Annotated in this window: 34 protein-coding genes and 1 pseudogene; 15 read left to right on the plus strand and 20 right to left on the minus strand. The window is 59.8% G+C overall.

Going from position 1 to position 25,718, the window contains the following annotated elements:
* Positions 1-12 precede the first annotated feature (12 nt).
* Positions 13-621 (minus strand): cysteine hydrolase family protein, encoded by a 609-nt coding sequence (locus tag NKH97_RS04220; protein WP_127294539.1) that lies wholly within the window; start codon positions 619-621, stop codon positions 13-15.
* Between the two features lie 202 nt (positions 622-823).
* On the opposite strand from NKH97_RS04220, the gene NKH97_RS04225 reads away from it, so the two are divergent.
* Positions 824-1,219: a GFA family protein gene (locus tag NKH97_RS04225; protein ID WP_352441508.1), complete on the plus strand. Its 396-nt coding sequence runs from the start codon at positions 824-826 to the stop codon at positions 1,217-1,219.
* 24 nt (positions 1,220-1,243) lie between these two features.
* Complete coding sequence (locus NKH97_RS04230; RefSeq protein WP_023811972.1) at positions 1,244-1,675, plus strand: HD domain-containing protein; 432 nt, start codon at positions 1,244-1,246, stop codon at positions 1,673-1,675.
* Between the two features lie 30 nt (positions 1,676-1,705).
* Here NKH97_RS04230 and NKH97_RS04235 read toward each other — a convergent pair whose 3' ends face one another.
* The 4 genes from NKH97_RS04235 to NKH97_RS04250 form a co-directional block, all read right to left on the minus strand.
* Positions 1,706-2,116 (minus strand): DUF427 domain-containing protein, encoded by a 411-nt coding sequence (locus NKH97_RS04235; protein ID WP_352795509.1) that lies wholly within the window; start codon positions 2,114-2,116, stop codon positions 1,706-1,708.
* A 124-nt stretch (positions 2,117-2,240) separates the two neighbouring features.
* Positions 2,241-3,137 carry an alpha/beta fold hydrolase gene (locus NKH97_RS04240; protein WP_128304478.1) on the minus strand — a complete coding sequence of 299 codons (897 nt, stop codon included), beginning with the start codon at positions 3,135-3,137 and terminating at the stop codon, positions 2,241-2,243.
* Positions 3,138-3,142: 5 nt separating this feature from the next.
* Positions 3,143-3,316, minus strand: coding sequence for a hypothetical protein (locus NKH97_RS04245; protein ID WP_352795511.1), 174 nt, complete (start codon positions 3,314-3,316; stop codon positions 3,143-3,145).
* An 88-nt stretch (positions 3,317-3,404) separates the two neighbouring features.
* Positions 3,405-3,599, minus strand: coding sequence for a DUF2934 domain-containing protein (locus NKH97_RS04250; protein WP_352795513.1), 195 nt, complete (start codon positions 3,597-3,599; stop codon positions 3,405-3,407).
* A gap of 320 nt (positions 3,600-3,919) precedes the next feature.
* Here NKH97_RS04250 and NKH97_RS04255 point away from each other — a divergent pair, with 320 nt between their 5' ends.
* Positions 3,920-4,177, plus strand: coding sequence for a hypothetical protein (locus NKH97_RS04255; RefSeq protein ID WP_352677712.1), 258 nt, complete (start codon positions 3,920-3,922; stop codon positions 4,175-4,177).
* 10 nt (positions 4,178-4,187) lie between these two features.
* Here NKH97_RS04255 and NKH97_RS04260 read toward each other — a convergent pair whose 3' ends face one another.
* Positions 4,188-4,424 (minus strand): DUF6894 family protein, encoded by a 237-nt coding sequence (locus NKH97_RS04260; protein ID WP_023811979.1) that lies wholly within the window; start codon positions 4,422-4,424, stop codon positions 4,188-4,190.
* A 95-nt stretch (positions 4,425-4,519) separates the two neighbouring features.
* Complete coding sequence (locus NKH97_RS04265) at positions 4,520-4,972, minus strand: hypothetical protein (protein WP_127294525.1); 453 nt, start codon at positions 4,970-4,972, stop codon at positions 4,520-4,522.
* A 196-nt stretch (positions 4,973-5,168) separates the two neighbouring features.
* Between NKH97_RS04265 and NKH97_RS04270 the strand changes: the two genes are divergently transcribed.
* Positions 5,169-5,954 (plus strand): DUF1236 domain-containing protein, encoded by a 786-nt coding sequence (locus NKH97_RS04270; protein WP_352795516.1) that lies wholly within the window; start codon positions 5,169-5,171, stop codon positions 5,952-5,954.
* Positions 5,955-6,081: 127 nt separating this feature from the next.
* On the opposite strand, the gene NKH97_RS04275 is transcribed toward NKH97_RS04270, so the two are convergent.
* The gene (locus NKH97_RS04275; protein ID WP_023811982.1) at positions 6,082-6,246 is read right to left on the minus strand and encodes a DUF3309 family protein; all 165 of its coding nucleotides are present in this window, start codon (positions 6,244-6,246) and stop codon (positions 6,082-6,084) included.
* Positions 6,247-6,390: 144 nt separating this feature from the next.
* The gene (locus tag NKH97_RS04280; RefSeq protein WP_352795598.1) at positions 6,391-7,008 is read right to left on the minus strand and encodes a flavodoxin family protein; all 618 of its coding nucleotides are present in this window, start codon (positions 7,006-7,008) and stop codon (positions 6,391-6,393) included.
* Positions 7,009-7,323: 315 nt separating this feature from the next.
* Between NKH97_RS04280 and NKH97_RS04285 the strand changes: the two genes are divergently transcribed.
* Positions 7,324-8,163: an alpha/beta fold hydrolase gene (locus tag NKH97_RS04285; protein WP_352795519.1), complete on the plus strand. Its 840-nt coding sequence runs from the start codon at positions 7,324-7,326 to the stop codon at positions 8,161-8,163.
* A gap of 28 nt (positions 8,164-8,191) precedes the next feature.
* Here NKH97_RS04285 and NKH97_RS04290 read toward each other — a convergent pair whose 3' ends face one another.
* The 4 genes from NKH97_RS04290 to NKH97_RS04305 form a co-directional block, all read right to left on the minus strand.
* Positions 8,192-9,532: a PQQ-dependent sugar dehydrogenase gene (locus NKH97_RS04290; protein ID WP_352795521.1), complete on the minus strand. Its 1,341-nt coding sequence runs from the start codon at positions 9,530-9,532 to the stop codon at positions 8,192-8,194.
* Entirely contained in the window at positions 9,529-9,969 is a 441-nt protein-coding gene (locus NKH97_RS04295; RefSeq protein WP_352795523.1) for a DUF2231 domain-containing protein, read from the minus strand. Before NKH97_RS04295 ends, NKH97_RS04290 begins: the two co-directional genes overlap by 4 nt.
* Positions 9,970-10,100: 131 nt before the next feature.
* On the minus strand, positions 10,101-10,712 hold the full coding sequence (locus tag NKH97_RS04300) for an alpha-ketoglutarate-dependent dioxygenase AlkB (RefSeq protein WP_031213486.1): 612 nt from the start codon (positions 10,710-10,712) through the stop codon (positions 10,101-10,103).
* Positions 10,713-11,098: 386 nt separating this feature from the next.
* Positions 11,099-11,848, minus strand: coding sequence for a Crp/Fnr family transcriptional regulator (locus NKH97_RS04305; RefSeq protein WP_352795525.1), 750 nt, complete (start codon positions 11,846-11,848; stop codon positions 11,099-11,101).
* Positions 11,849-12,419: 571 nt separating this feature from the next.
* Between NKH97_RS04305 and NKH97_RS04310 the strand changes: the two genes are divergently transcribed.
* From NKH97_RS04310 to NKH97_RS04325, 4 genes are all read left to right on the plus strand, one after another.
* Positions 12,420-12,629, plus strand: a complete 210-nt coding sequence (locus NKH97_RS04310) for a PRC-barrel domain containing protein (RefSeq protein WP_352795527.1) — start codon at positions 12,420-12,422, stop codon at positions 12,627-12,629.
* Between the two features lie 81 nt (positions 12,630-12,710).
* Positions 12,711-13,145 carry a GFA family protein gene (locus NKH97_RS04315; protein WP_352795529.1) on the plus strand — a complete coding sequence of 145 codons (435 nt, stop codon included), beginning with the start codon at positions 12,711-12,713 and terminating at the stop codon, positions 13,143-13,145.
* A gap of 80 nt (positions 13,146-13,225) precedes the next feature.
* Positions 13,226-13,426, plus strand: a complete 201-nt coding sequence (locus tag NKH97_RS04320) for a KTSC domain-containing protein (protein WP_023811991.1) — start codon at positions 13,226-13,228, stop codon at positions 13,424-13,426.
* A gap of 160 nt (positions 13,427-13,586) precedes the next feature.
* Positions 13,587-13,751 (plus strand): hypothetical protein, encoded by a 165-nt coding sequence (locus tag NKH97_RS04325; RefSeq protein ID WP_023811992.1) that lies wholly within the window; start codon positions 13,587-13,589, stop codon positions 13,749-13,751.
* Between the two features lie 62 nt (positions 13,752-13,813).
* Here NKH97_RS04325 and NKH97_RS33290 read toward each other — a convergent pair whose 3' ends face one another.
* The 4 genes from NKH97_RS33290 to NKH97_RS04345 all read right to left on the minus strand — a co-directional run bounded on the left by NKH97_RS33290 (position 13,814) and on the right by NKH97_RS04345 (position 18,152).
* Entirely contained in the window at positions 13,814-14,170 is a 357-nt protein-coding gene (locus NKH97_RS33290; protein WP_502897063.1) for a DUF6894 family protein, read from the minus strand.
* Positions 14,118-14,357: a hypothetical protein gene (locus NKH97_RS04335; protein WP_031213489.1), complete on the minus strand. Its 240-nt coding sequence runs from the start codon at positions 14,355-14,357 to the stop codon at positions 14,118-14,120. Before NKH97_RS04335 ends, NKH97_RS33290 begins: the two co-directional genes overlap by 53 nt.
* 208 nt (positions 14,358-14,565) lie before the next feature.
* Positions 14,566-15,744 (minus strand): acetate/propionate family kinase, encoded by a 1,179-nt coding sequence (locus tag NKH97_RS04340; RefSeq protein ID WP_352795534.1) that lies wholly within the window; start codon positions 15,742-15,744, stop codon positions 14,566-14,568.
* Complete coding sequence (locus NKH97_RS04345) at positions 15,741-18,152, minus strand: phosphoketolase family protein (RefSeq protein ID WP_352795536.1); 2,412 nt, start codon at positions 18,150-18,152, stop codon at positions 15,741-15,743. Before NKH97_RS04345 ends, NKH97_RS04340 begins: the two co-directional genes overlap by 4 nt.
* Before the next feature lie 262 nt (positions 18,153-18,414).
* Here NKH97_RS04345 and NKH97_RS04350 point away from each other — a divergent pair, with 262 nt between their 5' ends.
* The 4 genes from NKH97_RS04350 to NKH97_RS04365 all read left to right on the plus strand — a co-directional run bounded on the left by NKH97_RS04350 (position 18,415) and on the right by NKH97_RS04365 (position 21,473).
* Entirely contained in the window at positions 18,415-20,406 is a 1,992-nt protein-coding gene (locus NKH97_RS04350) for a protein-L-isoaspartate(D-aspartate) O-methyltransferase (protein WP_352795538.1), read from the plus strand.
* Between the two features lie 101 nt (positions 20,407-20,507).
* Positions 20,508-20,714 carry a hypothetical protein gene (locus tag NKH97_RS04355; protein ID WP_013531530.1) on the plus strand — a complete coding sequence of 69 codons (207 nt, stop codon included), beginning with the start codon at positions 20,508-20,510 and terminating at the stop codon, positions 20,712-20,714.
* A gap of 45 nt (positions 20,715-20,759) precedes the next feature.
* Positions 20,760-21,230, plus strand: a complete 471-nt coding sequence (locus NKH97_RS04360; RefSeq protein ID WP_128304464.1) for a YbhB/YbcL family Raf kinase inhibitor-like protein — start codon at positions 20,760-20,762, stop codon at positions 21,228-21,230.
* Positions 21,231-21,314: 84 nt separating this feature from the next.
* The gene (locus NKH97_RS04365) at positions 21,315-21,473 is read left to right on the plus strand and encodes a hypothetical protein (protein ID WP_352721411.1); all 159 of its coding nucleotides are present in this window, start codon (positions 21,315-21,317) and stop codon (positions 21,471-21,473) included.
* A gap of 110 nt (positions 21,474-21,583) precedes the next feature.
* Here the strand turns inward: NKH97_RS04365 and NKH97_RS04370 are convergent, their stop codons facing one another.
* Positions 21,584-22,012 carry a hypothetical protein gene (locus tag NKH97_RS04370; protein WP_023812000.1) on the minus strand — a complete coding sequence of 143 codons (429 nt, stop codon included), beginning with the start codon at positions 22,010-22,012 and terminating at the stop codon, positions 21,584-21,586.
* A 191-nt stretch (positions 22,013-22,203) separates the two neighbouring features.
* On the opposite strand from NKH97_RS04370, the pseudogene NKH97_RS04375 reads away from it, so the two are divergent.
* Positions 22,204-24,104 (plus strand): annotated as a pseudogene (locus tag NKH97_RS04375) (multicopper oxidase domain-containing protein).
* Between the two features lie 55 nt (positions 24,105-24,159).
* On the opposite strand, the gene NKH97_RS04380 reads toward NKH97_RS04375, so the two are convergent.
* Both NKH97_RS04380 and NKH97_RS04385 read right to left on the minus strand, forming a co-directional pair.
* Positions 24,160-24,318: a hypothetical protein gene (locus tag NKH97_RS04380; RefSeq protein WP_023812002.1), complete on the minus strand. Its 159-nt coding sequence runs from the start codon at positions 24,316-24,318 to the stop codon at positions 24,160-24,162.
* A gap of 150 nt (positions 24,319-24,468) precedes the next feature.
* Entirely contained in the window at positions 24,469-24,696 is a 228-nt protein-coding gene (locus NKH97_RS04385) for a hypothetical protein (RefSeq protein ID WP_023812003.1), read from the minus strand.
* 251 nt (positions 24,697-24,947) lie between these two features.
* Here NKH97_RS04385 and NKH97_RS04390 point away from each other — a divergent pair, with 251 nt between their 5' ends.
* On the plus strand, positions 24,948-25,343 hold the full coding sequence (locus NKH97_RS04390; RefSeq protein ID WP_023812004.1) for a hypothetical protein: 396 nt from the start codon (positions 24,948-24,950) through the stop codon (positions 25,341-25,343).
* Positions 25,344-25,718: the final 375 nt, after the last annotated feature.

Consider the following 25,718-nt stretch of genomic DNA (forward strand, 5'->3'; position numbering starts at 1 on the left):
GGTTAGCGGACGTCAAGTCCAGTTCGAGAGAACCGTTTCCATCTCAACCGTCTCGACCTGCTGCGCGAAACGTTGGTGGTAAACGGTCAGCAGTGCGTCATGGGTTGCGTCGGAAGAACTGCACAGCGCGTCCGTGACGAGAACCACGCGATAGCCGAAATCGATGGCCCCGAGCACCGTGGCCAGAACGCAAACATCCGTTTCGCCGCCGGTGATGACCAGCGTATCGATGCCGCGCTCCACCAGGAGCGCTCTGAGACGCCCTTCGAACCAGGGCGAGTAGATGTGCTTGTCGACGATCGCCGCTGGCGGACAGTAGCCGGCTAAAGACGGCAACAGTTCGGTCATTTCGGGCCCGATCGTCTCGATCGTCAGGGAAGCCCAGCGCTCATAATAGCGCTTCCATGTGCCGACGCCCTGCCCCGGCTTCCCGGCGGGCAGGAAGCGTGTAAAGACCGTCTGTGGCGCGCGTCTTTCGACCAGCCTCTCGATCTGCGGGAGAACCCGGGTGATCCAGGGTGTTGCCCATTCGGACGGCTCTGCAAACAGCCGCTGCATATCCACGCAGATATGCATGCATCGATCGCCGAGAGGACCGTATGCCAGCCCCGGCATCGACATCAGCGCTTCTCCAACCGGCGATGCATTTTCCCTGGTTCCTCCCGTTGTCGGCAAAGACACGCAACGCCGCGCGCAAGCACTGGTTCCTGAGATAGCCACAGGAACCGACGTAAATGGCTGGCGTTTCCGCTGAGATGAATGGAGGTGCTCGCATGAGACCGCGCGAGAGGCGTTGGAGCGGCAAGTCAGCCGGGGCGCCAAAATGGAACTGAGCGGAGGATGTCTCTGCGGCACGATCCGCTTCCGCGTTGGAAGCGAACCGAGAGTGCATTACTGCCATTGTGATATGTGCCGGCGGGCGACCGGCAGTGCGTTCGCGGTTCTGGCCTGGGTGCCTTCCCAAAGCGTGAACTGGACCAATGCGACGCCGACCTATCGCAGGTCTTCGCCGATTGCCTGCAGGGGGTTCTGCTCCGCCTGCGGATCGCCCCTCAGCCTTGCCTATGACGCATCGCCCGGAGAGATCGCGCTGCATATCGGAACGTTCGACGATCCGGCTCGGCTGGAACCGCGCTACAATTATGGATCGAGGCAGCGACTTGGCTGGGTTTGCTGCGGAATAGACCTGCCGCACCACGATACTGAGGAGCGATGGTGAAACCATGTCTGAAGGACAAGCCAGATGAGCATGTTTTACCGGGCGGCCAAGATTGCCGAAGAGGTCCACGCAGCACAGCGCGACAAGACTGGGCGACCGTATATCGAGCACTGCCGCCGTATCGTTGACGCGGTCGAAACCAAGGACCAGAAGGTCGTCGCCTATCTCCATGACGTCCTCGAAAAGGGCGAAGGCTGGGACCGGACCAAGTTGGAAGAGGCCGGTTTTGGCCCGACGATCGCTTCGGCCGTCGACGCCATGTCGCGCAGGTCCGGTGAGGATTACTTCGCGTTTGTGCGACGAGCGGCATCGAATCCATTGGCGCTGCCGGTGAAGCGCGCGGATTTGGCGGACAATATCTGGCAGGCACGACAGGTCGGGGCATCGACTGTCAAATATGAGGAGGCACTATGCATCCTTGATGACGAGTTTCCGCGCCGTCAGCACCAGCCTTGAATTCAGATCGCCCCGCTGCGAACGGGCAATCTACTCCGGGACGTGGGGCGTGTGCCGTCTGTCCTCCGCGGGCTCGGCATCGATGCGCACCTTTTCCGGATCGAATGCACCATGACGTGCAATGGGCCGCGCCGCGGTTTCAGGCGTCTCGTATGCCCACATGACATCGTCAGCCGAGCTGCCCACCGCATGGACGCGCCAGTAGCTCGCGGTGCCTTTCAAAGGGGAGCGGCTGGTGGTGTTCGTCTTTTCGAAAAGGTCGAAATAGATGTCTTCGAAAGGGATGTAGAACACGGGCTCATGTCCTTCTTCCTGAAGCACTTTCGCCCGTTCCGTGGCAGCGACTATGGCGTCGGAAAATCGTACCGTCACCGTGCCGGCAAACGGTTCTATGGCCAGTTGGCCAGCATGGGGTGTTGAGATTGCGCCTGAAGCTTGCATTCAAATTCTCCCTGGCTGCCGATTGATTGCGAGACCGCATTTCGGTTCGTCATGCATGGAGACGAAATGCACGGCGATGCGTCAGGTTCCGGTCTGTACTATGAGGTCGAATGACGACCCCACTTCAGCGCTTGCCATGGCTATCGAGAAACGCAGCCAACAATCGCGAAACCTGATCAGAAGCCTCACGCGTCGGGAAGTGTCCGATGCCATCCAGCACCACCCGCCTGTAGAACGCGGTGAAATGCTTTTCGAGCCCCTCTGAGGACTGGGCAAACACAACGCGGTCGTCGCCACCATGAAGCGTCAGGATTGGCACCGTGATGATCTTGACCGCTGCTTGCCGGCGGGCGAGTTCGGCATAGCGTGGATCGGGCTCGGCCTCTTCCCATCTGACCCGATAGGAATGCAACGTCACATCCGCCCAGTCAGGATTTTCGAACGAACTCGCGACACCATCGAAAATAGCGTCGTCGAACCAGCCTAATGGGCCCCAGCTATCCCACTGGTATCTGGCGAATTTCTTGCCATTGTTTCGTACGAACTCAGCGCCCCGGGCCGTCGCCATGAACCATTGATACCAAAATGCTTTCGCTTGTCCGGGCGCCGGCGTTGCTGGTTTGCCTGGTTGCCAGCCGAGCGACAGCGCAGCACAGCACTTGATGCGGTCCGGGAAAACCGACGCGAGCAGATAGGATATCCGGGCGCCCCAATCGTGTCCGACAACCGCAAAGCGGCTGAGGCCAAGCGCATCGGCAAAATCCAGCACATCCTGCGCCATCGCGGCAATCTCGCCCGAGCGCATGGTTTCTTCTGAAAGGAACGATGTCGGCCCAAAGCCTCGCAGCCAAGGCGAAAACGTCCGAAAGCCAGCTTCATGAAGGGCTGGCGAAATGCGAGCGTATGTCGTCGCGTCGTCGGGCCAGCCATGCAGCAGGATAACCGGGGCGCCGTCTCGCGGTCCACCATCGAGATAGGCGACGCGCAGCAGAGGTGTGTCGCAATGTGAGACCGAGTTCATTTGCCCTAAGGCACAGTGGCTGGCTGGTCACCAGTCGTGGACTCTGGTCTGGCGGCCTGGTCAACCTGTGGGTTCTTGTTGATGGTGCCGGTGTTGGCTTTCATCGGCTCGATATTGTTGTCGCAGGCGCCGAGCGCAAGGACGGCGGCCAGGACCAGGAGTAAAAAGAACCTCTTCATCGAAACCTCCTCTGGTTGCTGTCCGGCAAACGAGGTTCCACCAATTTGGTTGCCTGATCGTACTCTCAAGACGCCATGGATTTGACGATCAACGCCTTGAGCTATTGGAATCGGCTGCAACTGTCGGATCAGGCAAAACCGGGCCACGTTCAGTCTCCGAACCCTCAGCCTCGATCTCCTGCACGGCCTGGTCCCAGTGCTCCTGCTCGCGGCCAGCCGGCCGGCCCTCTTGCTCCCAGATCTCATGGGCTCGCCGTTTGATCTTTTCTTCCCTGCTGTCCATGGCTAGATCCTCCAATTCGTCAGTCTCAATTCCGGGCCATATTTTTTGTTCCTCCCCATATTTTTTGTTCCTCCTCTGTCGGGAACAGCGCTGCCGGAGTCGCGATTTCGGGGAAGGCGCTTGTGGATTGCGTGGGATGAGCCGCTTGGTAATTTTCGTACCGATATTTTTTCGTGACACACCGATGCCCGCAGCTTTATGAATCTGGCTATCGGCCAGCGCCGAGCACGTCCCTCTCCGATCCCATTGCCCGGCGCTCAACGCCTGATCGCCCGTCGCATCGACATGACGGGCTGTTGCTTCGAGAGGAGGTGACGCCCATGCGGGAATTGCCGAAAGACATCGACGCCGATGTGGTCATCGAAATCAGCAAGCTGCTGGACGACAGCCCGCTTTTCGTCCCGGTGCGGGTTCATGAACTTGCGGCCAGGGTGAGGCAGAGGGTGAAGACCGGCCTGCCGGATTTTTCGATCGAAGAATTGATCGTGGAGATGGCCTCCGTACGTCAACTGGCCATGGCCTTTGATCTGCCTGGATCGGAGAACGTCGTGCAAATCCCGGTGCGGTATCGCCGCTAGCACTGCGGCATCACACGCTCCATCCGGAGGTCAGAACAAGCGATGCCTCAAACATCTGCGCACCGATCTCATCGCGTACTTTGACGGTTACCTTGACGAAATCGCAGTCGGGCATTTCGTCTTGGGCAACATCCTGCAAAATACGAATTGCTTCCGCTCTGGCTTGTTCCCGGGATTCGAACAGCTGCCCGTCATCGTCGGGTACCGCGCCGTCACCGTTTTGAAGATCGAAATAGTACCGCTTCATTTTCGGGCCACGCTGGAAACATCGGGCGGGTCAGTGATTTCGCTTCATTGGGGTTCCTGCCCGCTCGGCGGCCGTGCTGGTGAAGACGTGGTCGTTCAACGCACCGCAGCGCGAAGCGCCGATAGGAAAAGCACAAGCAACGCCAAGGCATTGAGGCCGGCGGCGATGGCATGTGAATACTCCCATTGGCGCCGCAGCAGCTCCCAGTTTTCAGGCAGGACAGTCCAGTTCCGGGTCGCCTGATTGATTGGGTAGGTCAGCGTCCAGAAGGCAAATTGCGTGGCGCCGATGCTGAGAAAGGCGACGACAACCAAGCCGAAAGATGCACTCGCTCGGTAGAGCAGGATCGCCAGGGCGGCCGTAGAGAGCAATGCTCCCAGCACCACGATTCCGAACAGGCTCCATCCATCATAGGCGCGCTGCGCAGCCAGATAGTTTGGCCCGTCGAGCTTCATCTTGTTGAACATCGCGAAGAAATGCGCGGCGGCCGGAACGAAAGCCAGTGCCACGAAAATGAAGCTGACCACCCTCAGACTATAAATTGCCATATCCGGCCTCCTCTCAGGAGAGAGCTAGGGCAATCGGCAAGGTTGAAAAGGTCATTTTAACGACGGCTTCCGCCCGCGATCATATGGTCCCGAGTGAGGTCATTTTTTTAGACCTCACTCAACTATCTCGGAACATTTTTTTTGGGTTCTGGTTCTACGCACTGAAGGGACGAACCTTACCCAGGGAGATTTCCCCATGAAACATGTTCTCATTACCAGCATGCTGGCGATCGGGCTCGGCTGTGGAACGGCAATGGCTCAGACACAACAGCCCGAAAGCCAATCTGGCGCAGACGCCAATTGCGCTTCCGGGCAGGCCGACTGCCAGGGCGGTTCCAAGATGGGCGAGCAGGCCCAGGGCAAAGCCAAGCTGAAGACCGACGAGCAGGCTCAGGGCAAGGTCGGCACCTCCACCGACCAACAGGCGCAGGGCAAGGCCAAACTGAAGACCGACGAGCAGGCGCAGGGCAAGGCCGGCACCTCCACCGACCAGCAGGCTCAGGACAAGACCAAGCTGAAGACCGACGAGCAGGCGCAGGGCAAGGCCGGCACCACCACCGACCAGCAGGCTCAGGACAAGACCAAGATGCAGACCGACGAGCAGGCTCAGGGCAAGGCTGGCACCACCACCGACCAGCAGGCTCAGGACAAGACCAAGATGCAGACCGACGAGCAGGCTCAGGGCAAGGCCTCGACACAGGATACGACGTCGACCGGTTCCATCAACAACGTGACGGTGGAGCAGAAAACCGAGGTCACTCAGATCATCCGGGAGACGAAGGTCGAGCCTGTGTCCAATGTCGATTTTGACATCACCGTCGGCGTCGAAGTCCCACGGCAGAAGGTCAGGCTGCATCGTTTGCCGGCTCGTATCGTCAAGATCGTTCCCGCTTACGAAAGTTACGAGTATTTCGTGCTTGCGGACGGCCGGATCGTCATCGTTGATCCGGATACGTTCAAGATCGTCCTGATTTTGACCTAACATCTCCAACGAGTGGTCCGCCCTCTAGAGGGCGGACCGTCATTGCTGGACTGCTATGGATTCAAAGCAACCCAGAAGGACCGCAAGCGGCAGGTGATACATTCTGCCACCCGCATCGCGGACTCGGCTAGAGACGCCCGAGCACGACCAGGATAATGACTACAAGCAGCAGCAGACCGAGGCCGCCGCCGCCATAGTAACCGGTGCCGTAGAAAGGCCCGCCGCCAAGACCACTAAAACCGCCAAGCAATGCAATGACCAGAATAATGATAAGAATCGTGCCGAGACCCATGACTTGCTCTCCTGTTTGCGGCTTCGCGCCGTATAGACGGAGCGGCGGTCGCCGGCTGATGAGAATATGAACTCGCTACAAGCCTTCCTGTTCCCGACTGAGACCTCATCGACGCTGCCAAGGTAGTGTTTAGGCGAACAAAGGTCACCCCGAGACGCCCGAGTAGTCCCGCTCTTTCAGCAATCCAGCGAGATGGGCGGCGTTTGAAGCTGCCATTTCGATCGCACCCGAGACTTTTTCCGGAGTTGCCGGCAGGTCGACGTAGTTAACCTCCTGCATGGCCTCGCCAACCCAATAGACCCCGCCATTGGCCGGGATGGTGAAGCCAACATCGTTCAGTGCCTGAAAGCATTCCGCGTGGCAGTGATGCGCACCGTCCTCATTGCCGACGATGGCTACCAAGGCCACCTTTCCTGCTGCCGGCATGCGCCCTCTGTCATCGGTCTCCTCGAGGAACGCATCCATCCGCTCCAGGACGCGCTTGGCCACACTCGAGGGCTGGCCAAGCCAGATCGGGAGCCCGAGCACGAAAATGTCGGCCGCCAGTATTTTCCTTCTGAGTTTCGGCCAATCGTCGCCCTCGCCCATGTCGGAGAGCACGCCGGGCTTGATATCGTGGCTGAGCGCACGCACGATCTCGCCCTTCACCTCGTATTGCATCAGCGCCGCCAGGACATCCGCGAGCAACCGATCGGTGGAGGATTTTTCCCTGTCGTTCGAAGCTTTGAGCGAGCAATTGAGTGCGAAGGCCGTAAGCGGCATCTGGATCTCCCTGCATTGTCCTAATTGCAAATCGCCGCCGCGACGACATTGCGCCAGCCCATTCGCCCGTTGCGGGTTCGCCCGCATTTCAACGCCAGGGTTGAATGCTTGTTCCGCAGGCGGACCGACATGCCGGTGGCGAGATGGCCCCTCCTCCCACTTGGTGACGGTCCAGCCGGCTCACAGCGGGCTGGGTTCTTGAGCACCGACCACCGCCGGAGAACAGGCAGCGGTGAGCGATGCTGGCGGAACCCGGTCGAGCAACCTATTCGTTCGCTCATCGTTTTCTCCTGAGTTCCCGAGAATGGATAGACGATGCTCGTCCGGACCCTCGAAGCAGGCAATATACGGCTGGCGGTATCCATGGCCGGCGATCCGGGTCGCCCGGCCTTGATCCTTCTGCACGGTTGGCCCCATTCCCGGAAAATCTATGATGGTGTGATCGATGAACTCGGCGCACGATACTTTACGCTGGCTTTCGATCTTCCGGAGATCGGTGAATCGCGTGGCACGCCGCCGTCAACGGAAAAGAAGGTTCTTGCCGATATCGTGATTTCAGCCGCCGAGGCGCTTGGGGCCAAATCCATCGTCGTTGCAGGCTTTGATGTGGGCGGCATGATTGCCTTCGCTGCTGCTCGCCATCATGGCGATCGCATCGTTGGCGCGGTGCCGATGAATACAGTTATCCCCGGCCTTCATCCCTGGACGAAGATAGTGGCAAACCCGGACATCTGGCATTTTGCGTTCCATGCGGTGCCCGAACTGCCGGAGTTGCTGGTGACAGGCCACCAGCGCGCCTACTTCGATTTCTTCTTCAATCTGCTCGCCGGACATCCCGATGCATTGACCAATGAAATGCGGGAGACTTTTGCGGAGGCCTATTCGAGGCCGGAGGCACTTAAGACCGGCTTTGATTGGTATCGCGCGTTCAAGGAGGATGCCAAGGTCAATGCAGTACCGGCGCGCATCGAAGTTCCGATCCTCTATATCCGCGGCGACGCGGATTTCGGATCGATCGACGACTATCTCGAAGGTTTGAGGCTGTCTGGAGCAAAGGACCTGCAAGGTCGCGTGATCGCCAACTGCGGCGAATTCCTGCCCATCGAGGCACCGGCAGAATTCGTCAAGGCGCTGGTGGAATTTGCACCGAGATAGGTGAAGCGATCCGCGTTTATGCAGGTGCCTACCGGCTCGCGGAAGTTACGCGCCAGACTGTGTTTCCGACATCGTCGGCGATCAGCAACGCGCCCGATTTGTCGACGGCAACGCCGACGGGCCGCCCGTGTGCCTTGTTGTCCTTGTCGAGGAAACCGGTGACGACATCCTGCGGCTTGCCATCTGGATGACCGTCCTTGAACGGCACGAACACGACCTTGTAACCGTTGAAGGTCTTGCGGTTCCAGCTGCCATGCTCGCCAACAAAGGCGCCATTGCGATACGGGTCCGGCAGGTTGGTTCCAGTGTAGAACGCTAAGCCCAGCGGTGCGACGTGGGAACTCAAGGCATAGTCGGGAGGGATCGCCTTGGCGACAAGGTCCGGCCGCTGCGGCATCACGCGCGGGTCGACATGCTGACCATAGTAGCTGTACGGCCAACCATAGAACGCGCCGTCCTTGACCGAGGTCATATAGTCGGGAACCAGGTTAGGCCCGAGCTCGTCGCGCTCGTTGATCACAGCCCACAGCGCGCCGCTCTGTGGTTCCCAGCTCAGCCAGTTGGGATTGCGCAGGCCGCTCGCGAAAATACGATATCGGCCAGTGGCCCTGTCGACTTCCCATATGGCGGCCCGGTCCTTTTCTGCCTGGATGCCGTTCTCGGTGATGTTGCTGTTGGATCCGATGCCGATATAAAGCAGAGACCCGTCGGGGCTGGCCACGAGAGACTTTGTCCAGTGATGATCGATAGGCCCGCCGGGCAACGGCGTCAGCACTGTGCCCGGCGCGGTGATCTTGGTGTCGCCCGACATGTAGGGGTAACGCACGATAGCGTCGGTGTTGGCGACGTAGAGATCGTTGCCGACCAGGGCCACGCCAAAGGGCGAATTGAGATGATCGAGGAAGACCTCCTGGACATCGGGCACACCATCGCCGTTGGTATCGCGCAGCAGGGTGATACGGTTGCTTCCTTCGGTGCCGCCGCCTGACGTCGCCATGGACTCGATCCAGCCCATGACCAGGTCTTTCGGCCGCTTGATCGCCGCACCGGGCGGCGCCACGGACTCGACCACCAGAACGTCACCATTCGGCAATGTGTAAAGCGAGCGCGGATGCTTCAGGCCCTTGGCGAAGGCCTGGATTTGCAAACCCTTGGCAACCGTCGGCTTCTCGTCTTGTTTCCAACCGATGACCGACGCGACATGCATCGGCGGCACCAGATACTGGATCGGTTCAGGCAGCGTCGGGTTCGCTCCGACCTGATCGGTGGGATCCGGTTCGTTATCGCTGCATGCGGGCAGCGCCAAAATCGATCCACACAGCAGACCGAGGCTCGCGATACGCCTGATATGCCTGGCCGAGACATTCATTCGACCACCTCCACCTGAGTGCGGCCGGAACTCCATCCCAGCAGGCCCACCAAGAGAATAACGATCACGGCGACGGCGGACAGGATGAGCCCCGTCGGCACGACCGAGGTCCAGGCATCACGGCTGTGCACCAGTGCGTTGAAGAGAGACACGACGAGCACGACGAGGCTGCCGAGGAGATATGGCCATACACGCCCGGCTTCACCGGAAAGCCGGCCGGTAAACAAATCCACCAGTGCTGCAAGAACCGCGAGCACGCCCACAACCAGGCCAGCAAGCAGCAGCCAGGCGGAAAAATCGGCCCACATCATTTCAGCGCTTCGCCAATAGGCAACGTCGGTCAGCAATGTGCCGACGAAACATGCATTTGCGACTGCCATCGGCGTTTTATGGAACGGACGCCTGGCGGCCACCAACACTGAGCGGGCACGGGCCATGCGCATTCTCCACCTTTGAAGCTGTACCTGCCCTCCAAACCAACTTGTGGTTGGGAGGTTCCCGGAACCGTTTGCGTTCAAGAACTCGTGATGGCGCTGGCGATGCCTCAGAACGGCTCGGCGCGCGATGCTCATGCGGAATTGGCGCGCAATGTCCGCAAGGTGATCGAGTATCGATGCAGGTCAACTGGCGGAATGCTATGCTCCCATTCCGTGCGCGATGGTCCGGTCATGAGATACGCCGACCTTGGTTCGACGACGATGGTGCGGCGATCCCACTTGGTGCCATTCTTCCGCCGGAGCCGAAAACTGCAAGGCGCCAGCAACGAAACACCCGCAACGTCTTCGAAATGAGGCTTGTCTCGATGCCAGCCAATGCCGGCGCCGGGCCGGTATTCATTGATCAACACTTGCGCGAAGGCCTCGGCGGGCCTGCCTGCCAACGCCGCGATCTTGTCGCGTAGGGCCAATAGGAAGTCAGGGATCGGCGGCGCCTCGACGACTTGGCGCCTGTCGTAGTCGTAGCGCAGGCCAAAACCGACGACGCGCCGGTTTGCCAGATGGCCATGGAAATCGAACGCCTCGAAAGGCAGGCCTTCGAGATGCCGGGCGAGTTCCGTTTCTTCTTGCGCCGCGATCAGTTCGGGCTGGTAGAGGAAACCTTCCGGCAGGTCGTCGGCAGCACCAAAGAGATCGTGCTGGAGCCTGGATGAGTCGAGTGTTTTCGATGTGGGTGTCGCCATCCCAGCTAGATGGTGAAGGCCAGCCCGCCTGGCAATATCGGAACCTGGCCAGCAAATCTGCACCCCACCCAGCGGACATCACCGCATCTGACAACGCCTGCCAATCCGGAGTTTATCGGGTGCTGTATTCAACTCAGGATTCGCGAGCATGCCTTGAATGCAACCGAGGGAGGTTGCGTGCATGTACGTACGGTTCTTACCAAACCGTGAGCCTTCGTTGCCAGTTGCTTGTCAGCAACTAGATTGGCACCGCGGCATCCCCAAAAAATGCCGCGGTGGCCGGCGCGGGCTTAGGCAACGGTGTCTCACCGGCATCATCGCGTCGGCCACTCGAAAATGTCTTCCTGGCGGTTCAGTGGTGGAGAAGCCTCTGTTGGCCCCGGCGCTCAAGCGAGAGGCCGCTCCTGCCTCGCGGCATGCTTCGAGCCCAAATCTCCGATCAGCCGGCGGTACTGGGTTTCAGGTGGACCGTAAGAGCCTCGCGCCAACTTCACGAGACCGTCTCGATCGCGGATCGTGATCTCTCCGCGGCGCGCTCGGATATAACCATAACTCTCGATCATCTGCAGACCCACGGTAACCCCCGGACGCCTGACACCAAGCATGATGGACAGAAATTCATGGGTTATCATAAGTCTGTCGCCGACAGTGCGGTCGCTGCACATCAAAAGCCATCTCGCCAGCCGGACTTCCAGGCTCTGCCGTGCGTTGATCGATGCCGTGTAGCTTGTCTGAACGTGGAAATATTGGACATAGCGCAACAGGAACGACCGCAACGTAGGGCTGTTCTCCAAGGCTTCGACGAATGGGGCAGCCTCCACCCGGAGGGCCTCGCATGTCGACTGGACGTAACAATCAAAGTTCGCCTGGTCGTCCCCCATGACCAGGGCCGACCCGGTCATTCCTTCGAACCCGATGATTCCGACTTCAGCCTCGGTCGCCTCCGAAGTCCTGGCCACCACCGAGGCCAGTCCGCTTTCCAGAAAATAGACGGCCTCGATCTTCTGCCCCGCAGTCTCCATCGGCGCACGCAACTCAAGAAAAACGCTCGCCAGATGCGGCTTTAGCCGCGCGAAATCGTCCGCGCTCATGCGGCGAAGCAATTCGCTCTTGGCTTGCAGGATCTGGTAATCCACGAGACTCTTTTCCCTTGGGCAAGAGTACTGGGATCTCTTAGCCGGCCGCGCCCGTCGAACGAGCGGACGGTAACGAACCATAGACTTCGTCTCGCGCAGCACTAGACGGGCTGGCGTGTTGGTATGAAACCGACAGTTACTGCTGAAGACTCGAAGGCCTTGTTGGCTGACCATCTTGCGCCAGCAAACGAGCCTCCCGCAGGATAGAGGCGCGATCGAACCCGAGGAGCGATATGATTTCACGTATCTGCTGTTCAGTGGCGCCTGTATCCCGCGCAAGCGCGGTTATCGCGTCTACTGGCAGCACGTGGTGCTCGGGCTCCTTCGCCATGCAACGCCATGCCTCGTGATGGGCAAGAGCGATGGTCACTCCCAAGCGTCAGCGCCCAACTGTGCTGCTGACGATTTTCCTTTGTACGCTTCCGTACGGAGCTTTGCGAGTCAATTCGGGCCGAGGCTGATTTTGGGGGTTCTTGCATCCTTGCGTCGTCCGTCCGTCGGCCCCGAAATTGTTCGGAACGATTGCTCGGCTGAGAGGTTCAGATATTCCACCTAACAGGAGTCTCGAACGATGGACCACACCAACCACGTACGCCTCACAAGCACCGAACTGACGCCCGACCTTCTCGAAGACGCCACGATTTACGACATAGGCGCCAAGCCAGTGGCCGTTCCCGCGAGCCAGTTGGAATTCATGCGCGATGAAGACGGCGACGTTCACGCGGTGACGAACTGGACCAAGGATCAGCTCAAGAGCATGCCCGAGCATCACGATGCATGATTTCAACGACTTCACCTTGAATGGGAGCGGCCGTTCGGCCGCTCTCTGAACGCCCCTTGGGCGCGACAGGATGGACAGACGATGCGGCGCGAGACCGGAGCCTGTTTCTGCGGACGGATCGCGGCAGCCATGGATGGAGAGCCTTTCTGGATATGCTACGATCACGACGACGATTGCCGCCGGGCCATCGGAAGTCCGCTGACGATCTGGGTCGGTTACCGGCCGAAGCAATTTCAGCTTCTTAGGGGAACTCCGAAGGCCTTTTCCAAAACGCCAGGCGTCACCCGCACGTTCTGCCCAGACTGTGGAAGCTCGATAGGCTATAGCGACGAAGGCCTGCCGGACGAGTTCTATGTGACCATCGGCTTCCTCGACAAACCTGAAGGTTTTCGGCCGCAAGCCCATGCCTATTGGGACCTGAGGCTACCGTGCATCGAGTTTGATGACAGCCTGCCACGCATCGACCGATATTCGAGGAAGCGCGACCCGACGTTCGGCAACCCGCGCGACCGGTAGTCGCGGTGCGAGCCGCGAGGGCATCGGCGGAACCTGACTACCGCTAGCGGGTTATTCGGGCAGACCCGTCGGGTGCCACTATGCCATCGACCGTGATCCAAAACACACAATACGATCCCGCCACCAAGATCCTCTCGGTCTGGTTTGTGCCGAGCGGCAGACGTTACGATTATGAGGGTGTTGCGCCGGCAACTTATGCCGCTTTCACCAAAGCCTCCTCAAAAGGCCGCTTCTTTAATGAATTCATCCGAGATCGCCATCGGTACCGCCGCGTGGCGTAACAAGTTCGGACATGAGCAGGCGATGCACGGAACCTGACCGGCATCGTCTCGTTGACGTCTCGTCGAAGCAAACCAGGCAACGACAGTTCATCTGGATATGGTCGGGCGTTGGCACCGGCAAAGATCGATCGGAACAGGGCTTCAAGGGAGTTCAAGAGCCATGACGGCCAAGAAGCAGAAGACCGAAAGCAAGGACAAGAAGGCGCTGCGCTTGGCAGAGACCACCGACGTCTCACCCAAGCAGGCCAAGGAGCTCATGCGAAAGCATGGCAAGGACAGCCCCAAGGTCGAGAAAGAAGCCAGAAACTTCAAGGCGGAAGGATAGGATCCGCATTGACGCCCGACCTGTATGACCCTGCAAGCGATCGGCCGCCAGGCAATTCGGTATTAAGGGGGTGCCCCGGCCTCTTCGGCCGCGAGCGCAAAGGGGAAGCGCAGCACCAGGTTGCGGTTCTCGTCAAAAATCTCGAAGGCCAATCCGGTACGCAGCGGCTTGCCATGCAGCAGCTCTTCGGCGAGGATTTCCTTCGCCGACGCCATCGCGTTTTCCTCGGCGCTCGCGAGATCAGGAAATTCCTGGCCCTCCGGATCCTCCTGCAAGCTTCCGCTCTCATCTCGAAGGTCGAAAAAGTATCTGGACATGCCGACTGAACTCCTGCTCATCGCGATGGTGGCCTCGGAAGCGCCAGCCTCAGATTTCAGTGCCTGATATACCCGGATTGTCGAAGAGCACGGCGAGGCCATGCTCTATGGCGCAGGCCGCAATCAGATCATCGAAGGCCTTTCCCGAAAGCGGGCAACTTGGCATCACCTCTCGGATTGCGGTTCCGGCGTTGGCTGTAGAGATCACATCGTGGCGCTTCTTGCGTGTCTCGACATATTGCTCGACCAGGATTTTCAGGCGCCTCACCGCAACGTCGTCCGTAAACATGGATTCCTCAGCCAAAGCCTGAAGTAAGGCTGTCGGCCTGATCATCGTGCCGACGGTCTCGGGGTTAGCCGGGATTGCTCGCACAATATTTCCATGGGCAGTTGGTTCCCCCGACCGCTCGCTTGGTAATTTTCGTACAGGGAATACCCTTGCCCGCGCTTTCGTCGGGCCGAACCGACAGCCGACTTCAGATGCCGATGGCGAGCCTTCAGGCTTGCATCACCTTGCGGCTGTGACGTGCAAGGACACTTTCCTCATCGGTCGCAATCACGCGCACCTCCACCTTGCTCTCCGACCGACTGATGATTTCGGCGTGGGTGTCGTTGGCGTGTTCTTCAAGCACCACGCCAAGCCAGGTCAATTTTTCGCATATGGCGTTGCGGATAGACGCGGACCGTTCGCCGATGCCGGCGGTGAACACGAGGCATTCAAGACCACCCATCGTGTTTGCAAGCGCCGCGGCCTCTCTCGCGGCGCGAAAGGCGAAAAGCGCCATCGCCTCATGAGCGCGAGGATCATTGCTCGCTTCCAGCGTCCTCATGTCGCCCGAAATACCGGATACGCCGAGCAGTCCCGACTTCTCGTAGAGGATTGTCTGCAGTTCCTCAGCCGCGATGCCTCTTTCCAGCAGGAAGTACAACAGCACGCCGGGATCGATGGCGCCGCACCGCGTGCCCATGACGAGGCCATCCAGCGCCGAAAACCCCATCGTCGTATCGATGCTCTTGCCCTGCTGCAAAGCGCAAAGGCTGGCACCATTGCCGAGATGGGCGACGATGGTGCGTTTCGTCGCAAGAGTTGGCGATATCCCGCTGAGTCGCCCGGCGATGTATTCATAGGAGAGACCGTGAAACCCGTAGCGGCGCAAGCCTTGCCCTTCATACTGGCGCGGAAGGGCGAAGCGCCGCACGAGCGGATCGATCGTCTGGTGGAAAGCGGTGTCGAAACAGCCAACCTGTGGCAAGTCCGGTTGCAAGGCAGCTATCGCGCGGACCGGCGCGAGACTGCGAGGCTGATGCAGCGGAGCAAGCGGCGTCAACCTGTCGATGGCGTCGATGATGTCTGGGGTCAGACGGACAGGTTCGATGAATTCGCTTCCGCCATGCACGACGCGATGGCCGGCGCAGAGCAGGTTTCTTTCGCCAATTTCGCTCTGCACCCAATTCAGCATCTCGCCTATGGCCGCATCACGCGGCTTGTCGGCGGCGAGCTGCCGCTCGCACTGCACCGTTCCGTCGGCCGCTTTTGCGCGGAGTGTGGGTGTGTCGCCCAAGTCCAACGTGCCGCGTGAAACGAGCTGCAGATCCTGCGACGAGGCAACATCGTAAAGCGCGAACTTTATGCTGGACGAACCGGCATTCAGCGCCAGGATCGACCGGCGGATCATCGGCGCGCCTTTGCCGCGCTTTTGCCGGGCCAGCTCCATTCCTGGATTTCGGGCATGTCTTCGCCGTGCTCGCGGACATAGGCCCTGTGCTTCACCAGCCGGTCGTGGAGTTCGCCCGCAAGCCCTTCGGCCCTTTCGGCCAGTCCCGGCACGCGTTCGATGGCGGCGAGCGCGAGGTGGTAGCGATCGAGTTCATTGAGCACCACCATGTCGAACGGCGTCGTCGTGGTGCCCTCCTCGCGGAAGCCATGCACATGCATGTTGTCATGGTTGGCGCGACGGTAGGTCAGGCGATGAATGAGATAGGGATAGCCGTGATAGGCGAAGATGACAGGCCGTGTCTTCGTGAACAACGCGTCGAAGTCTCCATCGGCGAGGCCGTGCGGGTGCTCGGTGTTCGACTGCAGCGTCATCAGGTCGACAACATTGACGACACGTATTTTCAGGTCGGGGATCGCAGAGCGCAGAATGTCGGTCGCGGCCAACGTTTCCAGGGTCGGCACGTCGCCGGCGCAGGCCATGACCACGTCGGGCTCTTCGCCCTGAGCAACCGTACCGGCCCATTCCCAGATGCCCGCCCCCGCCTTGCAATGCGCTTCGGCTTCTTCAATGGACAGCCATTGCGGTGCCGGCTGCTTGCCGGCGGTAATGACATTGATGCGATTATAGGTTCTCAGGCAATGATCGGTGATCCACAGCAGAGTGTTGGCATCCGGCGGAAAATAGAGCCTTACCGTATCGGCCTTCTTGTTGGCGACCAGATCGGCAAAGCCCGGATCCTGATGGCTGAAACCATTGTGGTCCTGCCGCCAGACATGGGAGGTCAAAAGGTAATTGAGCGAGGCGATCGGCTTGCGCCAGGCAAGCTCGCCGGCGGTCTTCAGCCATTTGGCATGCTGGTTGACCATCGAATCGACAATGTGGATGAAGGCTTCATAGCAGGAGAACAGGCCGTGCCGGCCGGTGAGCAGATAGCCTTCGAGCCACCCTTGGCAAAGATGCTCACTGAGCACTTCCATGACACGTCCGTCACGGGAAAGATGGACGTCGTAGGGTTCGATGCGCTGCATCCAGATCCGATCGGTAACTTCGAACACCTCATCGAGGCGGTTGGATGACGTCTCGTCCGGCCCCATCAGGCGAAAATTCCGCGCCTCGGCATTGAGGCGGAACACCTCGCGAAGATAGCTTCCGCAAATCCGCGTCGCTTCAGCGATGACGCCACCTGGACGCGGCACTTCCAGCCCCAGGCTTTTCCAGTCTGGAAGCACAAGATCGCGCTTCAGCAGTCCGCCATTCGCGTACGGGCTTGCACCCATGCGCTTTGTCCCTGTTGGGGCAAGTGCCGCTAGCTCTGGCAACAGGTGTCCGCTTTCATCGAACAGCTCTTCCGGTTTGTAGCTTCGCATCCAGTTTTCGAGGATTGTGCGGTGGTCCTCATTTCCGCGTGCGTTCGACACCGGCACTTGATGCGAGCGCCAGAAACCCTCAACCTTCTCGCCATCGACCTCCTTGGGACCTGTCCACCCCTTGGGGCTGCGCAGCACGATCATCGGCCATTGCGGGCGTTGACCATGCCATCCCGGAGCCCGTGCCTGCTCCTGAATGGACCGGATGCGATCGAGCACCGTGTCGAGCGTCGCGGCCATCGACTGGTGCATGGAAAGCGGCTCGTGGCCTTCGACGAAGAACGGTTCGTAGCCATAGCCGGCGAAAAGCTTTCGCAATTCCTGGTCGTCCATGCGGCCGAGGATCGTTGGGCTGGCGATCTTGTAGCCGTTGAGATGCAGGATCGGCAGGACGGCGCCGTCCGACATCGGGTTCAGGAACTTGTTGGAATGCCATGCCGCCGCGAGCGGACCGGTCTCGGCTTCGCCGTCACCAACGACGCAGGCAACCACCAGGTCCGGATTGTCGAAGGCCGCACCGAAGGCATGGACCAAGGCATATCCCAGTTCACCGCCCTCATGGATTGAGCCGGGCGTCTCGGGCGCGGCATGGCTTGGCACGCCGCCGGGGAAGGAAAACTGCCGGAACAGTTTCCTGAGGCCGTCTTCGCCCTGCCCGATATCGGGATAGATTTCGCTATAGGTGCCCTCGAGCCAGGTGTTGGCAACCATTGCGGGACCGCCATGGCCCGGGCCGCAGATAAACAGAACATCAAGGTCGCTTTCGCGGATAACGCGGTTCATATGCAGGTAGAGAAAATTCAGCCCCGGCGTCGTGCCCCAATGTCCAAGCAGCCGCGGCTTGACATGTTCGGCCTTCAACGGTTCGCGCAACAGCGGATTGTCGAGCAGGTAGATCTGGCCGACCGAGATATAATTCGCGGCGCGCCAGTAACGGTCCAAGAGGTCGATCCGTTCGTGGCCGATAGCCTGCGGCGTCGCGGCTGCCTTGTCGTTCATCGACATCTCCAGCTTCGGTTCGCTGGTGATAACTGGGGCATTTTTGCGCTTGAGCAACCCCCGACTGCCGCCGTCCGGGGCGGCGTCGCGACCCGCGCAGCCAAGAGACCGGACGCTATCCCGGCGGGCACACGGCTCTGTCCGCAGATAGTCGGGAACCTTGAAGTCTTCTGGCGGTTAGAAACTGGAAACGCGAAGGCAGGCTCAAGGCAGGTACCGCGAAGGATCGCCTCGAAGCGTTGCACCAAAGGGGAGCTAAAAGATGCTCGATCTTCCTCGTGCCCGTGATCGAATGGTCAAAATCCATGTCGGCCGGCGCGGCATCCATGACCGTGAGATTCTGCAGGCTATGCGCGAAGTTCCACGCGAGGCCTTCGTCGAACCCGGCTTCGAGGAATTTGCTTATGAAGACACGCCGCTGCCGATCGCCGACGGCCAGACCATATCGCAACCCTACATCGTCGCGTTCATGATCGAGATGGCGGATGTCAAACCGGGTGACCATGTGCTCGAAATTGGCACCGGCTCGGGGTACGCGGCCGCGGTGATGAGCCGGATCGTCGAACAGGTCTACACGATAGAGCGTCATCCCGGTTTGGCCGAAACCGCGAAGCGGCGGTTTGAAAAACTCGGCTACCAAAACATCGAGGTTCGGACGGGCGATGGCACCAAGGGCTGGCCGCAGGCGGCGCCGTTCGATGCCATCGTGGTGACAGCCAGCGGTCCCGGCGCACCGCTCGCCCTTCAGGAACAACTCGATGTCGGCGGCAGGCTCGTCATTCCGGTCGGCGACGACCCGGATTTACAACGTCTGCTCAAAGTCACCCGGACAGGCGCCGCAACCTATAGCGAGGAGGATTTCGGCGGTGTGCGCTTCGTCCCTCTGATCGGCGAGCAGGGTTGGTCGGAAAACGGCACAGTCACCGACGTCGGTCGTCCGCTTCGACATCCCCATCCGATCAGCCTGCCTGATATGATCGCGGCCGCGGCCGAACCCCTGCCCGATTTCGACGATCCGGCCTTCGGCGCATTGTTCGATCGGTTCGCCGACCGGCGCATTGTTCTGCTTGGCGAGGCAAGCCATGGCACGTCCGAATTCTACAGGGCGCGCGCGGCAATCACCCGCAGGCTCATCGAACGCCACGGCTTCACCATCGTCGCGGTCGAGGCGGACTGGCCCGACGCGGCGGCGATCGACCGCTACGTTCGCCATCGTCGGCCGCGAACCGGCACTGGTGCGCCATTCCAGCGATTTCCGACGTGGATGTGGCGCAACACCGATGTCGCGGCCTTCACCGACTGGATGCGCCGTCACAACGAGAAGCTAGAGCCTTCGGAGCAAGCAGGGTTCTACGGCCTCGACATCTACAATATGAGCGGTTCCATCGGCGCGGTCCTCGACTATCTCGACCGGGTCGATCCCCAGGCAGCCAAGATCGCGCGCGAACGCTATGGCTGCCTGACGCCCTGGCAACACGAACCGTCCACCTACGGCCGCGCGGTGCTCACCGCCGGCTATCAAAAATGCGAAAAAGCGGTGCTGGAACAATGCCGGGACTTGCTCGCCAAACAGCTCGAATATGCAAAAAGGGACGGCACCGACTTTCTCGATGCCAGTCAGAATGCCCGGCTGATCGCGTCCGCCGAACACTATTACCGGATCATGTACTATGGCGGCGCGGAGTCCTGGAACCTGCGCGACACGCACATGTTCGAAACGTTGGAACATTTGCTGCATGCCGACGGCCCCAAAGCCAAGGCCGTGGTGTGGGCGCACAATTCCCATATCGGCGATGCCCGCTTTACCGAGATGGGCGTCGTCAGGGACGAACTGAACATCGGCCAACTCTGCCGGCAGCGTTTCGGGGATGAGGCAGCGCTGATCGGTATGGGCACGCATTCCGGCACTGTAGCGGCCGCCAGCAACTGGGATGGCAAAATGGAGGTGAAGCAAATTCGCGCGTCGCACGCCGACAGTTACGAACGGCTTTGCCACGATTCCCTTGTGTCGCGGTTCCTGCTCGACCTCGGGCGCGACACAACGCTGCGTGAGCGGTTGCTGGAACGCAGGCTGGAGCGATTTATCGGCGTGATCTACCGGCCGGAAACCGAGCTGGGCAGCCACTATGCGGACGCTTCCCTGCCCCGGCAGTTCGACGCGTTCCTATGGTTCGACAAAACCGCGGCAGTGACGCCGCTTGGCCCGGAGCATGCAAGAACCGGCGTTCCCGACACCTATCCATTCGGGCTTTAGCCGGCGCGCTGCGAACCAATGAAGAAGCCGAGGCGTGGAACCGGAACGAATTATCCGCTCTGCGATTTCAAAACTGCAATCCCCGTCGAAGGAGTTTTCTCATGACCGGAACCAAACATCCGAAATGGAAAAAACCGAGCGATGCCGACTTGGCGAACAATCCTGGTATCGGGACTTCCAAGGGAACGATCAAGGAAGGCGAAGAGTTCGAGCTTGAAGGCGAGAACACGGTCGAAGGTGACGTCGAAAACGACACGACCGCCGCTGGCGGAATCGATCCAAGACAAAAGATGCGGACCAACAAATAGCTGCCCTGCGCGTCGCTGGGATCAACTTCGCCCGAGGAGTGAACCATGCCACTTGCCCTTAGCAGTGCCGCCTTTGCCGAAGGCGGACAAATTCCCGAAAGATACACACGAGACGGCAAAAACGTATCGCCGCCGCTGAAATGGTCTGGAGTGCCAGATGAAGCAAAGAGCCTTGTTCTCGTCGTTCAGGATCCTGACGCGCCGAGCGGAACGTTTGGTCATTGGGCGGTGTTCAACATCTCCCCGGACACAAGGGAACTTCCCGAGGCCGAAAGCGGCAAGCCGGGTCCGGGCGCCCTCAGGCAAGCAACGAATGATTTTGGCAACGCCTATTACGACGGCCCTGAGCCGCCGGTCGGACATGGCGTTCACCATTACCATTTCCGGCTGGCCGCGCTCGACATCCCGAGCCTTGCCATTCCAGCCAGCGTGGGCATCGAGCGCATCTGGCGGGAGGCGCAGAAACATTCGCTTGAGCAGGCTGAACTCATCGGAACCTACGAGCGCAATTCGTAAGTTAATGACCAGGGGCGACCGAGGTGGCCTGCTGCGCGGAACGGTTCTCCTCCTCGCCGGTTGTCTGGGAAAGGAGATGGCGCCATGTTTGGAGATATCATGTGGTTGGTCGTCGTTGCCGGCGGCCCATTGCTGCTGATCGTGCTGATGGCCTATGCCGTTATCGCACGCCGTCGGCGTGGACCCGCCGAACGAAGGGAGAGCGACCGAGCGACCGAGCGGCTATACCAGGACAAGCGTTGATCCGCATCGGCGAGACCTCCGATTGGCAAGACATCCAATCGGCAAGACATCCAATCGGCAAGACAGGGGATCGTATGCCGCACCGAAGCGACGACGATCCCCAACTACGGTCAGCGCATTATCCTTTGCCGCAACCACGCAAAGAACCTGCCGCTGATGGCTGAGCGGACCCGCGTCGCAGCCCAGCGCGCTTTCATGGTTGAGCCGACGTGGCAATCGCAGACGATGTCGTGCAACTGCCAGTCGTTCAACTCGAAAAAGCGCTTTGCCTCACCATATGTGTCGTCTTTCAAACCCGATGCGCGCAGCACTGGATCTTCGAAGGCAACCGAAATTGCCGTACCCTCGCCCCGCATCATCGCACGTGCTTCAGGGTGCAAATGTTCAGTGCCTGCAAAGGCCCCAAGGCATCGCTCGGGATTACGCTCCAGCAGTTCAGCCCAGCGCTCTACGCGCTGATTTCGTGTCATTGCGGAATAGGCAGCCGACGATTCAATCTTGGCGACGGCATGCAGTTGGTCGAGTGTTTGATGTTTCATGGCCAGCTCCTGTTGAGGCAGCGAAGCGCCCACGCCTTCAAGGGAATTACCGCGCGTTAATGCTTCGACAAGAGCGCCAGGCTGGAGAATTCGACACAACCGGATTGGGCCGGCGGGATCATAAACACGCCGGCTGCGTTCATCGACGGGGCTGCTTGTGACAAGCCACTGATCCGCGACGGGATGCATCCATGTTCATCCAGCCAATCGACTATTTCCTTGCCGTCTGGTTCGCTCTTGCCGCCGCCTCGACGCTTTATGTCGGCTTCGATCAATACCGCAACAATCCCGAACCGGTGGTGATGAAATGGGGTTTCATCCTGGTGACCCTCTATATGGGTCCATTGGGGCTGCTGCTTTATGTGCTTGCAGACAAGGAGCCACGGCCGGGCGAGCATGAAGACTTTACCAGGCCGCTGTGGAAACAGGGGGTCGGTTCGACCATCCACTGCGTTGCCGGCGATGCGACCGGCATCATTCTCGCCGCAGTCATCACGGCAACGCTTGGCTTGCCGATGTGGCTCGACCTCATCGTCGAATATCTGGCGGGCTTTGCCTTCGGCCTGTTCATCTTCCAATCGCTGTTCATGAATCGATGATGGGCGGCACCTACCGGGAGAACGTGCGCAAGAGCTTCCTGCCCGAGTTCATCTCGATGAATTTCATGATGGCCGGCATGGCACCCGTCATGAGCTTTCTGATGATGGGGCGCGACATGCGCGCCATGGAGCCGAACGAGCTTTTGTTCTGGGGCGTGATGTCGATCGGCGTCATCGCTGGCTTCACGCTCGCCTATCCGGCCAATGTCTGGCTGGTCGCGCGCGGGCTGAAGCACGGATTGATGACGCAGCGCCCGCAGGCGAACGAAACGAGCAGTGGAGAGCCGACCGCCCACCAACAGCATGCTATGCATCACCCCAACGCCGGCGACGGCCGACGAAGCCGCAACACCTCCCATAAGTCCAAACGCAGCGGCCACCAGATGGAGACGGACGCTACCACGCCGCAGATTGCGGCCCTCGGTATTGTGTCGGTGTTGGCGCTGGCGATCGGCATGGCCGCGCCGGCCAACTGGCTGAACCTGACGCTTTCGGCGCGTGACGTCGGCGGCGCGATCATGCCGCAAGGCATGATCATGGGTCGCGACACGCCGGCGGAGGCCATGCGTGACATGGCTGCAACCGATCCGCGTCGCGTTACCTCGTCCTATGCTCTTGCCGCCAAGGGCGACCAGGAACTGCCATTCCGCCTGGAGAACGGCGTCAAGGTGTTCGAGCTCAGACCATCGGTGGTCCGCTGGCAGATCCTGCCCAACGTCGCGGTCGACGCCTATGCCTACAATGGCCAGATTCCCGGTCCGCGCATCCACATTCGCCAGGGCGATAAGGTTCGCATCGACGTCACCAACGACCTGCCCGAAGAAACCACGGTGCATTGGCACGGCATGATTCTGCCGAACCAGATGGATGGGCCTGCCGAGATCACCCAGCCGCCGATCGAACCTGGACAATCCTATTCCTATGCATTCACCGCGACCCAGCACGGGACCTATTTCTATCATCCGCATGCCAAGCCGGACCGCACCCAGGCGCTGGGGCTTTATGGGGCGCTGATCATCGATCCCGCCAATCCTGCCGACGAGGTTCCGGCTGACCACGACTATGTCATCGAACTTCAGGAATGGCTGGTGCGTGATGGGCTGACCTACCCCTCAATGCCAATGGAAGGCGGCATGCCGAACTTCTTCACCATCAACGGTAAGGCCTATCCCGCAACCGACACCATTCCTATGAAGGTGGGCGAGACGCTGAAGGTGCGTTTCATCGGCACCAACAACGGCTTCGTCCATCCAATGCATATCCATGGCGGACCCTTCGAGGTCGTCGCCCGTGACGGTGAGACGCTTTCTCCCTCGGCACGCTTCCTGGCCGATACCATCAATGTCGGACCGGGACAGCGCTATGACGTCGTGTGGAAGGCGCTGCGTCCCGGCAAGTGGCTCATTCACTGCCACATCCCGCATCACACGACGAACAACAATGTCGAGGAGAAGGGCGGCGGCGGGTTGATGGTCGTCATCGACGTCGGCTAGATCTGCCAACCCCTGTGGATTTACCGATGTTATTCGGAGGCCGCGTTGTTGCGCGCTACTTCTTGATAATGGTTCCGTTGCGCAAGTCGAATGCTTCGGTACCGCGAGCCTGACGGTAGAAATCGTCCTGCAATTCGCCCCACTCGCCGAGAAAGGCGCCGCAATTGCTGCAATGAATTGGCGTCGATTCCTCCGCGTTGTCGGGAATGTCCATTTGGATAGTCCCACAAGCCTTGCAATCGAGTTTGTCGTCCAACCGTCGTCCCATTTCCCAATGATTGCGCATTTTCGGCCATGAGCCAATTGTCGATTTCGTACCAAATCGCTTCAACCGCCGGTGAGTCCTCCAGCCATGGCTCATCGGTCAATCGCGAGAGTCAAAAAGGACGGCCAGCCCCAGTTCCCGTGCCAGCTCGACGATCGTCTCCATCAACTCATCGTCTGTGTCCTGCAAATAAGGCGCGTCCCTGCGAGCGGCCTCTATCGCCGCTTTGACCGAAACAATGTCGCCGTATCGCGCACTTCGAAGCTCCTCTGCCAGAAACGCCTTGGCGGTACCGACAGGTCTTATTGCCCATCTGGCGATGCTCATGCGGCTCCCTCCCATGGTCACCTCTGCTTGATTTTGATCCTGTCCAAGGTGCAGATCAATCGATGGTACGATTCCGTACGAAACCGCCCAACCGGTTGGGAGACAGCCGTGTGACGGACGCCCTGGCCAAGGTTTTCGGCGTCTCTCTGGGGTGAGTTGGGACGAAATCGCCCGGCGGGACCAGCCCCGCGGGAACCATCGCTCAGCATGGGGGTTTCTTCAAAGTCTCCTCGAGGATGCAAGGAGCGACCATGCGCATGTTGACGATAGCTCTCGCACTTTCCGGGGCGGTCATCATTCAGCCCGTCTACGCCCAAACTGTTGGCCCGCAGCCTCCCCAGGTGACGCCACCGCAGGGCGAAGTGCAACCGGAGCTGGCGCTGCCAGATCCAGGCTCTGCTGATTTGAATTTCACCGGCGTTGCCATTATCGCCGTCGAGGATTTGCCTGACGAAATCAAGGCGCAGGCGGATGCCGTGATCAATCAAACCAGCGCCGAAGATTTGCTTCGCCTGCAAAACTCAGTCGATGCTTCGCCTCAGGCGACATCGGCTTTGAGGGCGAATGGGCTCAATTCCTCGCAGGTTGTCGCTGCAAACATAGATGGCGATGGCACGCTGACCCTGATCATCCAGACGACGACTTGAGGCGCCGAAGCAACCATTCAACTTTGCCGATCTGCAGGCGATGGGCTTTCTGTCTCGAGGTTGCGCACTTGCCCCGCGATAAAGAAGCTCCCCTTCGTCTATGCGTGGACGGGAGGCTCTTCATTCTCGTCGGGATTGGGCAGCGGGGTCTCGTCCGGGAGCCTTTCCGGTTCGGGTTCCTCGATCGGCTGGGGCTTCCATGTTGGAGGCGGCACGGGCACATCGCGATTTGGGTCTGGCTGTCTTGGCTGTGGCATCTAACTATCTCCGTTCAGTCGGAACAACTCGTGCGCCGTGGCATGGTTCCTGGCAGAATCCAGCCATCGAGATCGTTACGCCCTCAGGGCACGCGCATGTTGGTCCGCCCAGGTGCCG

The sequence above is a fragment of the Mesorhizobium sp. M0870 genome, from assembly GCF_040319775.1.
Lineage (GTDB): Bacteria > Pseudomonadota > Alphaproteobacteria > Rhizobiales > Rhizobiaceae > Mesorhizobium.

What these genes read in the sequence shown, in the direction of transcription:
- NKH97_RS04220 (WP_127294539.1), bottom strand. Translation starts at nt 621, where the DNA reads ATGTCGATGCCGGGGCTGGCATACGGTCCTCTCGGCGATCGATGCATG.
- NKH97_RS04225 (WP_352441508.1), top strand. Translation starts at nt 824, where the DNA reads ATGGAACTGAGCGGAGGATGTCTCTGCGGCACGATCCGCTTCCGCGTT.
- NKH97_RS04230 (WP_023811972.1), top strand. Translation starts at nt 1,244, where the DNA reads ATGAGCATGTTTTACCGGGCGGCCAAGATTGCCGAAGAGGTCCACGCA.
- NKH97_RS04235 (WP_352795509.1), bottom strand. Translation starts at nt 2,116, where the DNA reads ATGCAAGCTTCAGGCGCAATCTCAACACCCCATGCTGGCCAACTGGCC.
- NKH97_RS04240 (WP_128304478.1), bottom strand. Translation starts at nt 3,137, where the DNA reads ATGAACTCGGTCTCACATTGCGACACACCTCTGCTGCGCGTCGCCTAT.
- NKH97_RS04245 (WP_352795511.1), bottom strand. Translation starts at nt 3,316, where the DNA reads ATGAAGAGGTTCTTTTTACTCCTGGTCCTGGCCGCCGTCCTTGCGCTC.
- NKH97_RS04250 (WP_352795513.1), bottom strand. Translation starts at nt 3,599, where the DNA reads ATGGACAGCAGGGAAGAAAAGATCAAACGGCGAGCCCATGAGATCTGG.
- NKH97_RS04255 (WP_352677712.1), top strand. Translation starts at nt 3,920, where the DNA reads ATGCGGGAATTGCCGAAAGACATCGACGCCGATGTGGTCATCGAAATC.
- NKH97_RS04260 (WP_023811979.1), bottom strand. Translation starts at nt 4,424, where the DNA reads ATGAAGCGGTACTATTTCGATCTTCAAAACGGTGACGGCGCGGTACCC.
- NKH97_RS04265 (WP_127294525.1), bottom strand. Translation starts at nt 4,972, where the DNA reads ATGGCAATTTATAGTCTGAGGGTGGTCAGCTTCATTTTCGTGGCACTG.
- NKH97_RS04270 (WP_352795516.1), top strand. Translation starts at nt 5,169, where the DNA reads ATGAAACATGTTCTCATTACCAGCATGCTGGCGATCGGGCTCGGCTGT.
- NKH97_RS04275 (WP_023811982.1), bottom strand. Translation starts at nt 6,246, where the DNA reads ATGGGTCTCGGCACGATTCTTATCATTATTCTGGTCATTGCATTGCTT.
- NKH97_RS04280 (WP_352795598.1), bottom strand. Translation starts at nt 7,008, where the DNA reads ATGCCGCTTACGGCCTTCGCACTCAATTGCTCGCTCAAAGCTTCGAAC.
- NKH97_RS04285 (WP_352795519.1), top strand. Translation starts at nt 7,324, where the DNA reads ATGCTCGTCCGGACCCTCGAAGCAGGCAATATACGGCTGGCGGTATCC.
- NKH97_RS04290 (WP_352795521.1), bottom strand. Translation starts at nt 9,532, where the DNA reads ATGAATGTCTCGGCCAGGCATATCAGGCGTATCGCGAGCCTCGGTCTG.
- NKH97_RS04295 (WP_352795523.1), bottom strand. Translation starts at nt 9,969, where the DNA reads ATGGCCCGTGCCCGCTCAGTGTTGGTGGCCGCCAGGCGTCCGTTCCAT.
- NKH97_RS04300 (WP_031213486.1), bottom strand. Translation starts at nt 10,712, where the DNA reads ATGGCGACACCCACATCGAAAACACTCGACTCATCCAGGCTCCAGCAC.
- NKH97_RS04310 (WP_352795527.1), top strand. Translation starts at nt 12,420, where the DNA reads ATGGACCACACCAACCACGTACGCCTCACAAGCACCGAACTGACGCCC.
- NKH97_RS04315 (WP_352795529.1), top strand. Translation starts at nt 12,711, where the DNA reads ATGCGGCGCGAGACCGGAGCCTGTTTCTGCGGACGGATCGCGGCAGCC.
- NKH97_RS04320 (WP_023811991.1), top strand. Translation starts at nt 13,226, where the DNA reads ATGCCATCGACCGTGATCCAAAACACACAATACGATCCCGCCACCAAG.
- NKH97_RS04325 (WP_023811992.1), top strand. Translation starts at nt 13,587, where the DNA reads ATGACGGCCAAGAAGCAGAAGACCGAAAGCAAGGACAAGAAGGCGCTG.
- NKH97_RS33290 (WP_502897063.1), bottom strand. Translation starts at nt 14,170, where the DNA reads ATGGCCTCGCCGTGCTCTTCGACAATCCGGGTATATCAGGCACTGAAA.
- NKH97_RS04335 (WP_031213489.1), bottom strand. Translation starts at nt 14,357, where the DNA reads ATGTTTACGGACGACGTTGCGGTGAGGCGCCTGAAAATCCTGGTCGAG.
- NKH97_RS04340 (WP_352795534.1), bottom strand. Translation starts at nt 15,744, where the DNA reads ATGATCCGCCGGTCGATCCTGGCGCTGAATGCCGGTTCGTCCAGCATA.
- NKH97_RS04345 (WP_352795536.1), bottom strand. Translation starts at nt 18,152, where the DNA reads ATGAACGACAAGGCAGCCGCGACGCCGCAGGCTATCGGCCACGAACGG.
- NKH97_RS04350 (WP_352795538.1), top strand. Translation starts at nt 18,415, where the DNA reads ATGCTCGATCTTCCTCGTGCCCGTGATCGAATGGTCAAAATCCATGTC.
- NKH97_RS04355 (WP_013531530.1), top strand. Translation starts at nt 20,508, where the DNA reads ATGACCGGAACCAAACATCCGAAATGGAAAAAACCGAGCGATGCCGAC.
- NKH97_RS04360 (WP_128304464.1), top strand. Translation starts at nt 20,760, where the DNA reads ATGCCACTTGCCCTTAGCAGTGCCGCCTTTGCCGAAGGCGGACAAATT.
- NKH97_RS04365 (WP_352721411.1), top strand. Translation starts at nt 21,315, where the DNA reads ATGTTTGGAGATATCATGTGGTTGGTCGTCGTTGCCGGCGGCCCATTG.
- NKH97_RS04370 (WP_023812000.1), bottom strand. Translation starts at nt 22,012, where the DNA reads ATGAAACATCAAACACTCGACCAACTGCATGCCGTCGCCAAGATTGAA.
- NKH97_RS04380 (WP_023812002.1), bottom strand. Translation starts at nt 24,318, where the DNA reads ATGGACATTCCCGACAACGCGGAGGAATCGACGCCAATTCATTGCAGC.
- NKH97_RS04385 (WP_023812003.1), bottom strand. Translation starts at nt 24,696, where the DNA reads ATGAGCATCGCCAGATGGGCAATAAGACCTGTCGGTACCGCCAAGGCG.
- NKH97_RS04390 (WP_023812004.1), top strand. Translation starts at nt 24,948, where the DNA reads ATGCGCATGTTGACGATAGCTCTCGCACTTTCCGGGGCGGTCATCATT.